Origin of the sequence: Arthrobacter luteolus NBRC 107841 (assembly GCF_001552075.1) — a bacterium.
Lineage (GTDB): Bacteria > Actinomycetota > Actinomycetes > Actinomycetales > Micrococcaceae > Arthrobacter_B > Arthrobacter_B luteolus.
On sequence record NZ_BCQM01000001.1, the window covers coordinates 798,095 to 810,477 of the forward strand.

Sequence of the window (12,383 nt, forward strand, 5' to 3'; positions counted from 1 at the left end):
CCTATCCTAGACGCCCGGCGCGTTTGAGCCAAACCGGGGCGGACGGCGCCGGCTAGGCTGACGGCTTCTCCAGCGCGCCTGTGGCGGTCACCACAGCTATTCCCGTTTCAGGGTCTTCAGCGGCTCCGTCCAGGTCCGTTGCCCCGCCGATAACGGCACCGGAATCCACCACCATGTTCCTCAGCCGTGCGCCGCTGCTGACCCGCACGCCGTCGAGCAGGACGCAGCCGTGCACTTCCGCTCCGGGCTCGATGTCGCAGTCCGGTCCCACCACGCTGCGGGAGACGGCGCCGTCGATCCTGGATCCGGGCGCCAGCAGGCTCGTCTCCACCCGGGCTGCTGCCCCGATGAAGGCCGGCAGCCGGCGGGGAGTTGCCGAAAGAATGGGCCAGGCCGGGTCATCGAACACCATTCCGTGCCCGTCCAGCAGGTCCATGTGCGCCTGGTGGTAGCTCTCCGGCGTCCCCATGTCCCGCCAGTAGCCTTCGAGCCGATGCTCAACGACCTTTTCCCTCTCCACAAAATACGGCAGCAGCTGGTCGCCGTAATCCTCCAGCTGGCCGTCGCGCTCCACGAGCTCATCCAGGCTCGTCAGCAGGGCTCCCGCGTCGTAAAGGAAAATCTCCGCCGTGATGAGGTCCGTCCGGGGTTTCTCCGGCTTGTATTCAAAGCCCGTGACAACGCCGCCGCTGGTTTCGACCACGCCGTGGTCCGAAGGATTGTTGCTGATCCGGTAGGTCACCACGGTCAGGGCAGCTGCGGCCTCGAGATGGGTGGCGATGACATCGCGGTAGTCCAGCCGGTAGAGGTGGTCTGCGCTGAGCACGAGGACCAGGTCCGGATCGTATTCGCGGATGTAGTCCGCCTGCCGGTACAGGGCATCGGCGTTGCCTTGGGCGAACCCCCCGCCTTCGGAGTCCTGGTAGGGCGGCAGCACCCGCAGCCCTCCGTTCGTCCGGTCCAGGTCCCACGGACGCCCACTGACCAGATGGTCATTCAGGGACTTCGGTTCATACTGCTCGACGATCCAGACGTCGCTGAGCCCGGAGTTGTGGAGATTGGAGAGCGGCACATCGATCAGCCGGTAGGACCCGCCCACGGGCATGGCCGGTTTCGCCCGGGTATCGGTCAGGCTTCCCAGCCTGCCTCCGGCTCCTCCGGCGAGAATGATGGTCAGTACCTTCGGCTGGCGCATTCAGGGTCCTTCGGTTGGGGTGCACGGGCGGGCCGCGGCCGGATCAAGCAGGGTCAGGATCTTGCCGCCGATCCGCGCGAGGTCTGCCACATCATCCTCGTCCAGGGCGTCAAAGACGGCGTTGCGGACGGACTCCACGTGCCCCGGCGCCAGTTCGACGAGAGCGGCCATCCCCTCCTCGGTGATCGCCGCCGTCGTCACCCGGGCGTCCTTCGGAGACGGGAACCGGCGCATCCAGCCCCGCTGCTCAAGCTTCTTCACCACATGGGACAAACGGGACAGGGAGGCGTTGGACCGGAGGGCGAGCTCGCTCATCGCCAGCTGCTTCTCCGGGGATTCCGAGGTCATGGCCAGCACGTGGTAGTCGAAGAGCGTGATCCGGGCCCGCTTGAACAGGTCGGCGTCCAAGGTTCCGGGCAGCCGGGTAGCCACGGCATAGAGTGCCAGCCATGCCTGCCGCTCCTCCGGAGTGAGCCAGCGGGCGGGAGCGGACTGCGGTTCGGTCATGGGCGCAATTCTCTCACGGCACTTGAGCCTTCAACGGAATACCCCCGACACACGGCTGGCACCTTCCCCTGGCGGGGAGGGTGCCAGCTGTGTTGTCCCGGGCAGGACACGCCGGCCCGGCGGCGGGGCCTGCACCGGCTGCGGTCCGGGTTGCCCTAGCGGACGGCTTCCGGCTCGCCCTGCGCGGCCTCCGGAGCAGTTCCGGGGGTTCCGGCTGTCTCGAAGGGGAGGGAGTCGACGTCGAGCAGCGGGTTCTCGTCCTGGGTTGCGACGAGCTCGCGGGCTTCTTCCTCGGTGGCCACGCTCGGCATGGAGCCGGGCATGGGGCGGTTGGCTGATTCCTTCATGATTCCGATGGCGACCGCACCGATGAGGGACGTGGCCATCAGGTAGTAGGCGGGCATCATGTCATCACCGGTGAGGGTGATCAGGCCCTGCATGATCAGCGGAGCGGTGCCGCCGAAGATAGCCACGGCGAAGTTATAGGCAATGCCCATCGCCCCGTAGCGGCTGGCCGTGGGGAAGAGCGCCGGCAGCGACGAGGCCAGGTTGGCCACGTAGAAGGTGACCGGGATGGCCAGCAGTGCCAGGCCCAGCAGCGTGGACCAGATGGGCCCCATTCCGATGAGCAGGAAGGACGGGATGGCCAGGACGACAGTGGAGCCGGCACCCATCCACAGGACCGGACGGCGTCCGATCCGGTCCGAAAGCAGGCCGGTCAGCGGGATGCACAGCGCCATGATGACGAGCACCGGGATAGTCAGCAGTGTGCCGTGGAGCGGATCGTACCCCTTCGAGTCGGTGAGGTAGGACGGCATGTAGGAGGTCAGCGCATAGCCCACGGTGTTGGCGGCAGCCACCAGGACCACGGCCAGCACAATCGGGCGCCAGTAAACGCGGAAGATCCCGAAGGTGCCCTGCGCGACGGCGTCCTTGTCTTCTGCACCGGTGCTGCCCGAAGCGGCAGCAGAGGCAGCGGTCTCCTCCTGCGCGTCGAGCGTCGCCTGGAAGGCCGGGGATTCCTCGATCTTGAGCCGGAAGTAAATGGCGATGGCACCCAGCGGGCCCGCGATCAGGAACGGAATGCGCCAGCCCCAGTCCAGCATGGTTTCTTCGCTGAGCGTCATTTGCAGGATGGAGACGGTCAGGGCACCGAGGGCAAATCCCATGTAGCTGCCAAGGTCCAGGATGCTGGCCAGGAAGCCGCGGCGCTTGTCCGGCGCATACTCGGAGACGAAGGTGGTGGCACCGGCGTACTCGCCGCCGGTGGAGAAGCCCTGAATGAGCTTCATGAGGATGAGCAGCACGGGGGCTGCCATGCCGATCTGCGCGTAGCCGGGCAGGAGCCCGATGATGAAGGTCGAAGCCGCCATCATAATCAGGGTGGCGGCCAGGGTCTTCTGGCGTCCAATGCGGTCGCCGATCCGCCCGAAAATCATTCCGCCGAGCGGGCGGGCGATGAACGTGACTGCAAAGACACCCAGGCTGAAGAGCAGCTGCGACGCAGGATCTGCGTCCGAAAGGAACACTGCGCCCATGGTGACGGCCAGGTAGCCGTAGACGCCGATATCGAACCATTCCATGGTGTTGCCGACGACGGTTCCACCGACGGCTTTCTTCATCATCGAATGGTCAACAACGTTGACGTCATCCACCTCGAGGCGGCGCTTGCGCAACGGATTGCGCTTGGGCTTGCGCGGTGACCGGGGTGCCGGTGCGCCGGGCGGTGCTGCGCTGTAATCAGGTGCTTCTTGCTGCATTTTGGCCTTTTCTCTAGAGGTCATCTGCTCAGGACAAAGCATCCATCGCCCAGGAACGGGCCGGGGAGACCATCTATTTTAGAAAATTTCGGCTCAAATACCGAATCCTAAGCGTGCTTATGACGCTTAATGTGAATTGCGTCGTGTTGTCATTCGCTGTAAATCAAGAGAAATGTGACTTAGTTGTGAATTAAGCCACACAGGCGCCGGAACGTGGTTTTTGGGGGTGCTGGAGCCGCTCAATCCTCCGGTTGGAGCCGGACCGGGGACGGGTACCGGGCACTGAGATTGTCTCCCGAGGAGACCCCTCTGAGCCGGCGCCCGACCCACGGGCCGAGGTACTCGCGCGCCCACCGCGCATCCTGCTTCAACCGCTGGATCCGGTCCCGGGCGGGCAGGGTGTCGAGTTCCGGAACATCCAGCGCATCGGTGGCACGGAGCACCTCCAGGACTTTCTTGGCGGTGAGGATGTGGCCGGCGGGAGACATGTGCAGCCGGTCGACGTCCCAGTACCGCTCATCCTGGAGGACCTTCATCCGCCAATAGTCGACCAGCACCGCGCCTTGTTCATCCGCTGCCTCCCGCACCAGCTCGTTATAGAGGGCGGTACGGCCACGGGTCCTGCCGAAAATCGGAGACTGCCCGGAGTCGAATCCGGTGAACACCAGCACGGCAGCACCTGCGGACCGCAGCCGGGCAATAGCGCCCTCGTAAGCCTGGACAATCGCATCGATGTCCACTTTTGGCCGCAGGATGTCATTTCCACCGGCGTAGATGCTCACCAGCGTAGGTTCCAGGGCCAGGGCAGGCTCGATCTGCTCATCAATGACCTGGCGCAGCTTCTTCCCCCGGATAGCCAGGTTGGCGTACTCCCAGGAGGAGTCCGCCAGGCTCAGCTGCTCCGCCACCCGGTCCGCCCACCCCCGGACACCGTTGGGCCGGGACGGATCCCAGTCCCCCACGCCTTCGGTAAAGGAATCGCCAAGTGCTACATATCGCTGCGTCACAGTCACCTCCACAGCCTACAAGTTGCCTGAGCAAACCAAGACGCCGGCTGCCGGCGGCAGTCTAGACTCAGAGCCGGAACACTCCCATCCAGCGAAGGGCACCATGTCCAGCCAGCCACAGGCTCAGGGCCTCCCAGCAGACGCCGCTCCGGCTCCCCGCCGCGCCGCCGTCGTTATCAATCCCACCAAGAAAACAGACACGGATATCCGTGCGTTGGTGGAAGGTGTCTGCCGCGAAGAGGGCTGGGCGGAACCTCTGTGGCTGGAAACCGAAAAGGAAGATCCCGGCCACGGAATGGCGCGGCAGGCACTCAAGGAGGGGGTCGACGTCGTTATTGCCGCCGGAGGTGACGGCACTGTCCGGTGTGTGGCCGCCGAACTCGCCGGCACGGACACCCCGCTGGGGCTGCTCCCCCTCGGCACCGGCAACCTGCTGGCGCGCAACCTGGACGTCCCGGTCGATGACCCGGCCGGCGCGATCCGCACCGCGCTCACGGGCACCGAGCGCCGGATAGACGTGGTCCACGTCAAGGTGGACGAGGCCGTGGACAGCGATATCTTCCTGGTCATGGCGGGGCTGGGCTACGACGCCGTGATGATGGGCGACACCAACACCGCGCTCAAGGACCGGGTCGGGTGGCTGGCCTACGTGGATGCAGGCATCCGGAACCTCCCCGGGAAACCCGTCAAGACCATGATTTCGATCGACGGCGGCACCCCCTTCCAGCGCCGCCTGCGCAGCGTTATGGGTGGAAACTGCGGCAAGATCATCGGCGGGCTGGAAGTCTTCCCGGGCGCGAAAATCGACGATGGGCTGCTGGACATCATGACAATGGCCCCCAAAGGGGGCCTTGGCTGGCTGTCGGTCGCCGCAGGACTGCTGCGCCGCGGCAAGGGCCGCGGCACCGCAGTGGAATACTTCCAGTGCCGGAGCGCCGAAATCTGGGCGGACGTGCCGCAGGAATTCGAGATGGACGGCGACCATTTGGGCACCGCATCCCACATCTCCATGCGCGTGGACCCGCAGGCGCTGCGGATCCGGATGCCTTACGGCAAAAAGGACCCCGCTATCCTGACGAACCCGGAGCCGTAGCCCCAGCACCGGGTGCGCGGCGTACCGCGCACCCGGCCAGCCGGGTTCGGCGGGTGGTTCAGCGGGTTCAGCGGGTGGTCCGGACGGTGGCTCGCCGGGGAAAGGCTAGAGCCATTCCATCGGGTCCACGTACTCGCCGTTGATCAGCACTTCAAAGTGCAGGTGTGGTCCGGTCGAGTTGCCGGTGCTGCCCACAGCGCCGATCACCTGGCCGCCGTCGACCCACTGGCCCGGCTCCACCCAGATGTCGTTGAGGTGGTTGTAGGTGGACTTGGTGCCGTTACCGTGGTCAACCACGATGCGCAGTCCGCCGCCGCCGTTGGTATGCCAGCCTGCCTCGGTGACAGTGCCACCCAGGGTGGACTTCACATGGGTGCCGGTGGCACCGCGGAAGTCCGTCCCGGTGTGCCATTCCTGGCCGCTGCCGGTCATCGGGTTGATCCGCCAGCCGAACGGCGAGGTCACATAAACGTTGTCCACGGGGGTCACCGGCCCCGCCTCCACGGCGGGCGCGGTGGAACCGACGCCGTCTACGGCCGCCGGGTCGGCGGGCGCTTCTGCGGCAGGGGGCTCGGCAGCCGCAGTTTCCACCACTGGATCTTCCTGCCCCGGGGACGCTGCGAAGGGCTGGGCATCCAGCAGCTGGCGGTCGGCCAGGGTCCGGGGTGCCGCTTCCGCGACGCCAAAGACCATCCCGGACAGCACCAGGGAGGCCCCGGCACCGAGCGCAGCTGTTTTGCGGGCAGGTGTACCCAGCGTTGCGGCCCGGCTCCGGAGTTCCTCCAGCCGCCGGGAGAATTCGGTGCTGCGGCTGTCCCATCGGGGACCGGAATGCTTCCCCCGAGTCCGGTCCTGTGCATCAAAAGTCTGGTGTCCGGCCGTGTTTCCGGCCTTGTTCTTGATGTTCTTGGTTTGCTCAGTTTGCTCATCTGCCCGATACCGGGCCGCGGTGTCAGTCATGTACCGGCGGACAGAGTCAGCGAGGTTCCTGACGGTCTCGTTGACGTTTACGGTCATTCATCACTCCACTGAATAGACAAAAGTTCGGTCGGTACTGCTTTGCCTCTGGAGGGTGCGCGGAATCAGATAATTCCTAGTGATACTTCAAGGCTAGGCGACGCCGTGTTGACAGTGGAGTGGTTTGTGTGGAAGGAAACAGGGCTGGGTGGGTGGGAACACAGAGCGTCGGGTGGGTGGGAACACAGGGGTCGGGTGGGTGGGAACACAGGGGTCGGGTGGGTGGGAACACAGGGGTCGGGTGGGTGGGAACACACCGCTCTCCCCCCGCCCGCGTACTGGGGAGTGCCTCCTACTACGCCCCCAGATGTTCCAGGACGATGCTGCTGAATTGTTCGTGGTGCTGGAACACTCCACCGTGACCGGAATTCGGGTAGATCGTGAGTCTGCTGTTGGGGATGCGGCGGTTAAGGCCGGCGGACAGGTCCGAGGGCACCATCCGGTCGTTGTCGCCGTTCGCAATCAACGTGGGTGCGGTGATGAGCGAGAGGTTTTGGGGCTCTGCCCGGCCCCATGCCTGGATGGCTTTCAGTTGTGTTCGGAAGGCACGGACCGTGATGGGAGTATCGCGGTCCATGATCCGTTCGCGGAGACGTCCCAGGTAGGCCTTGGCCGCGGTCTTGCCTTCAGCGCCGCGGTTGAAGAACAGGAACTCCTTGGCGTCGGTCCGGGCCAGTGCACCGCGGACCATGTCCCAGTACACATAGGCCGGGCCTGTGGTCCTGTTAATGCCGTGGCCACCAGCGGGGCCGGTTCCGGCCAGCACCAGACGCCGCACCAGGTCTGGCCGATCCAACGCAATCTGCTGTGCGATGAAGCCGCCCATGGAAAATCCTGCGATATCCACGCTCGTGAAACCCATCGCCTCCATGAACCCGACCGCGGCGTCTGCCATAGCCTTGATCGTCCCGCGGACGCTTCCAGTAGAGGCTCCAACGCCGGGCAGATCCACGGCAACGACATGGTGTTTCCGGGCCAGAGCATCGATGACCCGTGGATCCCATTCGTCCAAGGTTGCCCCCAAATGGGCCAGCATCAGCACAGGCGGGCCACCGGGTGATCCCAATTCGCGGTAAGCCAGCATCTCCCCTCCCGCCTCAACGCGCAGGGTCGGCGCTTCGCTCCAGGTCGAGGCCACTGGCTGGCTGCGGGTATTAGGCATCATGGTTTCTGCCCGCCGTGACATCGCTGGGGTTCACACTGACCAGTACCTTGCCACGTGCACCGTGTGACAGGAGCGATTCGAAAGCCTGCGGGGTTTGTTCGAAAGGCAGAACCCGGTCCACGACCGGCCGGATAACGCCGCTGTCGACAAGCTCGGCGATCTTGCGCAGGTTCTCACCGTTGGGCCGGATGAACAGGAAACGGTAGGTGACGCCGAGCCGGCGGGCCCGCCGGCGGGTGGCGGCACTCAAACCCCGGATTGCCAGCTTCACCAGCGGGTTGGCTCCGGCCTGGGTTGCGAAGGCGGGATCCGGAGGCCCGGTAATGCCGATGACGGTACCTCCAGGGCGGAGGACGCAGAGCGACCGCTTCAAGGTTTCGCCGCCCTGCGTATCCAGCACGAGGTCAATGTTCGACAGCTTCTCAGTGAAGTCTTCGGTGCGGTAGTCGATGACGATGTCTGCACCAAGTTCCCGCACGAACTCTGCGTTGGCGCTGTTGACGGTAGTGGCAACAACAGCTCCCAGATGCTTTGCCAGCTGGATCGCCACCGATCCGACTCCGCCGGAGCCTCCGTGGATAAGAACGTTCTGCCCAGACTGCAGCTTGCCCATCTCTACCAGGCCTTGCCAAGCCGTCAGAGCGACCACCGGCAGTGCTGCTGCTTCCACCACGTCCGTGGATTGCGGAATCAGGGCCAGATCGTCCTCCTGTACGGCGACGAATTCTGCAAAGGCTCCCATGCGGGCCTGATCCGGATAGGCGAATACCTGCATGCCGGGTGTGAATTTGGAGGCTTTCGAGCCAAGAGCCACAACTTCCCCGGCAAACTCGCTGCCTAGGACCATGGGCAGCTTGAACGGGAAGATCTGTCTAAATTCACCAGAGCGGAGCCGCTCATCACCGTGATTAATGCCCGCGGCGCGCATCCGCACCAGTACCTCGTGGTCCCCCAGCACCGGTTCAGGCATGCTCACCTGGGTAATGGGTGCTCCGTATTTCTGGAGGACAAACGCCTTCATTCCTGCTCCTGTCATTCCGCGGACCTGGATGACTCTGATCGGCGGCTACCTTGGTGGTTGCATTGTGTTACCGGTTTGACCGTATAGAATCCAGTAACGAAATGCAACCACTTAGAAGGGGGCCACATGATCACGTCGCCTCGGTCCGACTGCCCGGTCAACCGTGCCCTTGAGATGATCGGTGACCAATGGAGCCTGGTGATCCTGCGGGATATCGCGGCCTACGATCGGCGAAGCTTCCGTGAGCTGTGCACCGCGAATGAAGAAGGGATCAGCGCCCCGGTATTATCGAGGCGGCTTGCCGACCTGACGAGGGCCGGTTTCCTTACTAAGGCCGATACCTCACCCGGGAAGCAGGGCCAGTACTCGTTGACCGAGTTGGGCCTGCAGACGATCCCGCTGATGGTGGAGTTGGCGCGGCTCGGGGTTCTCCTGGACCCCGCGACAGCCCGGAATGCACCGGAGTTTGTGCACCCGTCGGGTGCCGGCGGCCTGGAGTCGGAAATCGGAGAGCTTCGCCGGCGGCATCTGGGCGGCTAAAGGGAACCGGACGGTGGCCTGCCCAGGCACACGTCAGGAAGGGCTGGAAAGGAAATAGCCGTCAGGACAGTTCTGCGCGGCCGTGGCGCCAATAACCCATGAAGGCGACCTGCTTGCGGTCAATCCCGGCGTCACGGACCAGGTAGCGCCGCAGCCCGCGGACCACTGCGGCCTCACCGGCAATCCACGCGTAGAACGGCAGGGCGCCGGCCGGGGTGTTCGGGCTCGGTGAGTTCTCCACGACCTCCGGGGTCAGGCGGGCCGGGGTTTCCCACAGGATCGCCGAATCGATGTCCACTTCTTCGGGCTCCTGGCCGCGGCCGGGGGCTACGGTCGCCGGCGGAACACCGTCGGCGGTGCCGAGGCTCGCGTAGCCCGGGACAGCAACGGCTTCCCGGACAGCGGCCTCCAGGAGCTCTCCGTGGGGACGGCTTCCGCGCGGCAGCCAGGTGACGGTGACGCTGGAGGCGGTGCTGATCGGCTGGGCGTCGGCCTCGTCCGGGATTTCCAGCAGCGCGGAGCCGGTGATGCCTGCCGGCAGGTTCTCCAGGATGGACGCGACCGCAGGCACGGCGGTTTCGTCGCCTGCCAGCAGCACGTGCTGGGCCAGCCCGGGCCGCCACTCGATGCCGCCGTAGGATTCCGCCGTGACGCAGTGCACCGCATTGGGGCCGATGACGGTGACCCTATCGCCCGGCTGCGCCTCGGCAGCCCACTGGGACGCAGGTCCGCCCACACCGTCCGCATCGAAGTGAAGGACAAAGTCGACGTCGATTTCCGGCTGTGGGGCCGTGCAGCGTGAGGCGCGGACGGTGTAGGTCCGCATGGAGCCGCGCTGCTGCGCATCCATGGCGAGCCAGTTCTGGTACCAGCCGGCGTCGTCGCAGTTAAGTTCGGGGAGCGCCTGCCGGGTGCCATCCTCGGCGGTCGGCGGGATGACGACCTTGATCCGCAGGTCATCAGCTGGTCCCTGCACACCGAAGCTGCGCAGGCACTCTCCGCCAAACGTGATCCGCTGGAAGTTGGCGCTGAGCCGGCGGACGGAACGGACTTCGACATCGAAGGCGGTCACCGCGGCGTTGGCACCCTGGCGGCGGGGTTTTACTGCAGCTGCTGAGGTGCGGGTGCGTGTGCCGGTCATGAAGCTGCCTCCAGAGGATTGCGGTTGTCCGTGCGTGTGTCGTGCGGGTTGGGCAGGTAGCCGGTGGCCGGCGGCACCGGTTCGCGGTGTCTGCGGGAGTGGTGCCGGCCAACCGGAACCACCATGGGTGTCCCGGAGACCGGATCCGGGATCACCGAGGCATCCAGGCCAAAAACGTCGCGGACCAGTGCCGCGGTGACGATCGTTGCGGGATCCCCCTGCGCGGCGATCGCGCCGGCTTTCATCGCGATCAGGTGGTCGGCGTAGCGGGCTGCCAGGTTCAGGTCGTGCAGCACAATCACCACGGTGGTTCCGGACCGCCGGTTGAGGTCAGTCAGCAGGTCAAGGACCTCCACCTGGTGGGTGACGTCCAGGAAGGTAGTGGGTTCATCCAGCAGCAGGATGTCCGTTTCCTGGGCCAGCGCCATGGCGATCCAGACCCGCTGGCGCTGCCCGCCGGAGAGCTCATCGACGTCACGCCCCGCGAGCTCCAGCGTGCCGGTGGCTTCCAAAGCGGCTGCCACGGCTTCATCATCGCGGCTGTTCCACTGCCGGAACCAGCCCTGGTGCGGGTAGCGTCCACGGCCCACCAGATCGGCGACCGTAATACCGTCCGGCGCGTTGGGAGTCTGCGGGAGCAGGCCGAGCGTGCGGGCCACCTCGCGGCTGGGCAGCGCGTTGATGTCCCGGCCGTTCAGCTGCACGACGCCGGCGGCCGGCTTGAGCAGGCGGGCCAGGCCGCGGAGCAGGGTGGATTTACCGCAGGCGTTGGCGCCGACGATGACGGTGATCCGCCCGGGAGGCAGCTCGACGCTGAGCCCGTCGACCACCTTCCGGTCTTCATAGGACAGGACCAGGTCCTGTGCTCCCAGTTTGTTCTGCATGCTTTAGCCTCCTCGGCCAACACGGTTGGAGCTGACCAGCAGCCACAGCAGGAAGGGTGCGCCCAGCGCACCGGTGACGACCCCCACCGGCAGGGAGGTGCCGGGCACCAGGTTGTGGCCTACGAAGTCGGCCGCGAGCAGGATGACAGCGCCGGTCAGGCCGGCGGCCGGCAGCGAAGCCCGCCCGCCCAGCAGCCGGCGGGAAATCGGCCCGGCGAGGAAGGCTACGAAGGCCACCGGTCCGGCAGCGGCGGTAGCCACCGCAGCGAGGCCGACGCCGGTGAAGAGCAGGCCGGCGCGGGTAGCTTCCACGGGCAGCCCGAGCCCGGCGGCGAAGTCGTCCCCCAGCTCGAGAACCCGGAGCCGGCGGCCCAGCAGCACCGCGGCGGGCAGCAGGACCACCAGCGCCGCGGCCACAATCCCGGCGCGTTCCCAGGAGGCGGAGTTCAGGGAACCGGTGAGCCAGACCAGCGAATCGGCGGCTGTCCGCACATCGGTGCGGGTGAGCAGGAAATTGACCACGGCCTGCAGTACAGCGGCGAACCCGACGCCGATCAGGACCAGCCGGGCTCCGGCCGCACCGCCCTTGCGGCTGAGCAGGAAGAGGGCGACGGCGACGGCGGTGGCTCCCAGCAGCGCCGCGGCGGAGACCGCTCCCCCGGTGGCACCGAAGACAACCATGGCGGCCACGGCTGCGGCGCTCGCACCATAGCTGATGCCGATGATGTCCGGGCTGGCCAGCGGGTTCCGCAGCATGGTCTGGAAAAGATGCCCCGAGACACCGAACGCGATACCGATCAGGACGGCCGTCACGGCGCGCGGCAGCTTGCTCTCCATCACGATGAAGCTGGCGCCGGGGATCTTTTCCCCGCCCAGGATCCGGAAAAAGTCGGGGATGGTGACGGTGTAGTTCCCCAGCAGGACGTAGACGAAAAAGAGGACCACGACGGCGGCGGCCAGGGAGGCCAGCACCGCCCTGCGGCGGCGGCCGCTGCGGCGCCTGACATCACGGATGAGGGCGGCTGAGCCGGTGGTACGGTCCTGGCGCAGCAC

General features: G+C 65.9%; 12 protein-coding genes. 2 read left to right on the plus strand and 10 right to left on the minus strand.

Annotated elements, in window-relative coordinates; genetic code table 11:
- Nucleotides 1–52 precede the first annotated feature (52 nt).
- The 4 genes from AL3_RS03680 to AL3_RS03695 all read right to left on the minus strand — a co-directional run bounded on the left by AL3_RS03680 (nucleotide 53) and on the right by AL3_RS03695 (nucleotide 4,475).
- Nucleotides 53–1,195 carry a glucose-1-phosphate adenylyltransferase family protein gene (locus AL3_RS03680; protein WP_066296725.1) on the minus strand — a complete coding sequence of 381 codons (1,143 nt, stop codon included), beginning with the start codon at nucleotides 1,193–1,195 and terminating at the stop codon, nucleotides 53–55.
- Nucleotides 1,196–1,702 (minus strand): MarR family winged helix-turn-helix transcriptional regulator, encoded by a 507-nt coding sequence (locus AL3_RS03685; RefSeq protein WP_066296727.1) that lies wholly within the window; start codon nucleotides 1,700–1,702, stop codon nucleotides 1,196–1,198.
- 155 nt (nucleotides 1,703–1,857) lie between these two features.
- The gene (locus AL3_RS03690; protein ID WP_066296729.1) at nucleotides 1,858–3,462 is read right to left on the minus strand and encodes an MFS transporter; all 1,605 of its coding nucleotides are present in this window, start codon (nucleotides 3,460–3,462) and stop codon (nucleotides 1,858–1,860) included.
- A 239-nt stretch (nucleotides 3,463–3,701) separates the two neighbouring features.
- Entirely contained in the window at nucleotides 3,702–4,475 is a 774-nt protein-coding gene (locus tag AL3_RS03695) for an SGNH/GDSL hydrolase family protein (protein WP_066297106.1), read from the minus strand.
- A gap of 97 nt (nucleotides 4,476–4,572) precedes the next feature.
- Here AL3_RS03695 and AL3_RS03700 point away from each other — a divergent pair, with 97 nt between their 5' ends.
- Nucleotides 4,573–5,562: a diacylglycerol/lipid kinase family protein gene (locus AL3_RS03700; protein WP_066296732.1), complete on the plus strand. Its 990-nt coding sequence runs from the start codon at nucleotides 4,573–4,575 to the stop codon at nucleotides 5,560–5,562.
- 105 nt (nucleotides 5,563–5,667) lie between these two features.
- On the opposite strand, the gene AL3_RS17955 is transcribed toward AL3_RS03700, so the two are convergent.
- From AL3_RS17955 to AL3_RS03715, 3 genes are all read right to left on the minus strand, one after another.
- Nucleotides 5,668–6,579, minus strand: a complete 912-nt coding sequence (locus AL3_RS17955; RefSeq protein WP_083521398.1) for a M23 family metallopeptidase — start codon at nucleotides 6,577–6,579, stop codon at nucleotides 5,668–5,670.
- 295 nt (nucleotides 6,580–6,874) lie between these two features.
- The gene (locus tag AL3_RS03710; RefSeq protein ID WP_306303021.1) at nucleotides 6,875–7,744 is read right to left on the minus strand and encodes an alpha/beta fold hydrolase; all 870 of its coding nucleotides are present in this window, start codon (nucleotides 7,742–7,744) and stop codon (nucleotides 6,875–6,877) included.
- The gene (locus AL3_RS03715) at nucleotides 7,734–8,765 is read right to left on the minus strand and encodes an NADP-dependent oxidoreductase (protein ID WP_066296738.1); all 1,032 of its coding nucleotides are present in this window, start codon (nucleotides 8,763–8,765) and stop codon (nucleotides 7,734–7,736) included. The genes AL3_RS03710 and AL3_RS03715 overlap by 11 nt, the downstream gene beginning before the upstream one ends.
- 126 nt (nucleotides 8,766–8,891) lie before the next feature.
- On the opposite strand from AL3_RS03715, the gene AL3_RS03720 reads away from it, so the two are divergent.
- Nucleotides 8,892–9,305 (plus strand): winged helix-turn-helix transcriptional regulator, encoded by a 414-nt coding sequence (locus tag AL3_RS03720; protein WP_083521399.1) that lies wholly within the window; start codon nucleotides 8,892–8,894, stop codon nucleotides 9,303–9,305.
- A gap of 61 nt (nucleotides 9,306–9,366) precedes the next feature.
- On the opposite strand, the gene AL3_RS03725 is transcribed toward AL3_RS03720, so the two are convergent.
- From AL3_RS03725 to AL3_RS03735, 3 genes are read right to left on the minus strand one after another with little or no spacing between them, the layout of a single operon-like run.
- A complete protein-coding gene (locus tag AL3_RS03725; RefSeq protein ID WP_066296740.1) occupies nucleotides 9,367–10,446 on the minus strand; it encodes a siderophore-interacting protein in 1,080 nt (359 codons plus the stop codon).
- Nucleotides 10,443–11,330 carry an ABC transporter ATP-binding protein gene (locus AL3_RS03730; RefSeq protein ID WP_066296741.1) on the minus strand — a complete coding sequence of 296 codons (888 nt, stop codon included), beginning with the start codon at nucleotides 11,328–11,330 and terminating at the stop codon, nucleotides 10,443–10,445. The genes AL3_RS03725 and AL3_RS03730 overlap by 4 nt, the downstream gene beginning before the upstream one ends.
- 3 nt (nucleotides 11,331–11,333) lie before the next feature.
- Nucleotides 11,334–12,344 (minus strand): FecCD family ABC transporter permease, encoded by a 1,011-nt coding sequence (locus AL3_RS03735; protein WP_370664983.1) that lies wholly within the window; start codon nucleotides 12,342–12,344, stop codon nucleotides 11,334–11,336.
- Nucleotides 12,345–12,383 lie beyond the last annotated feature (39 nt).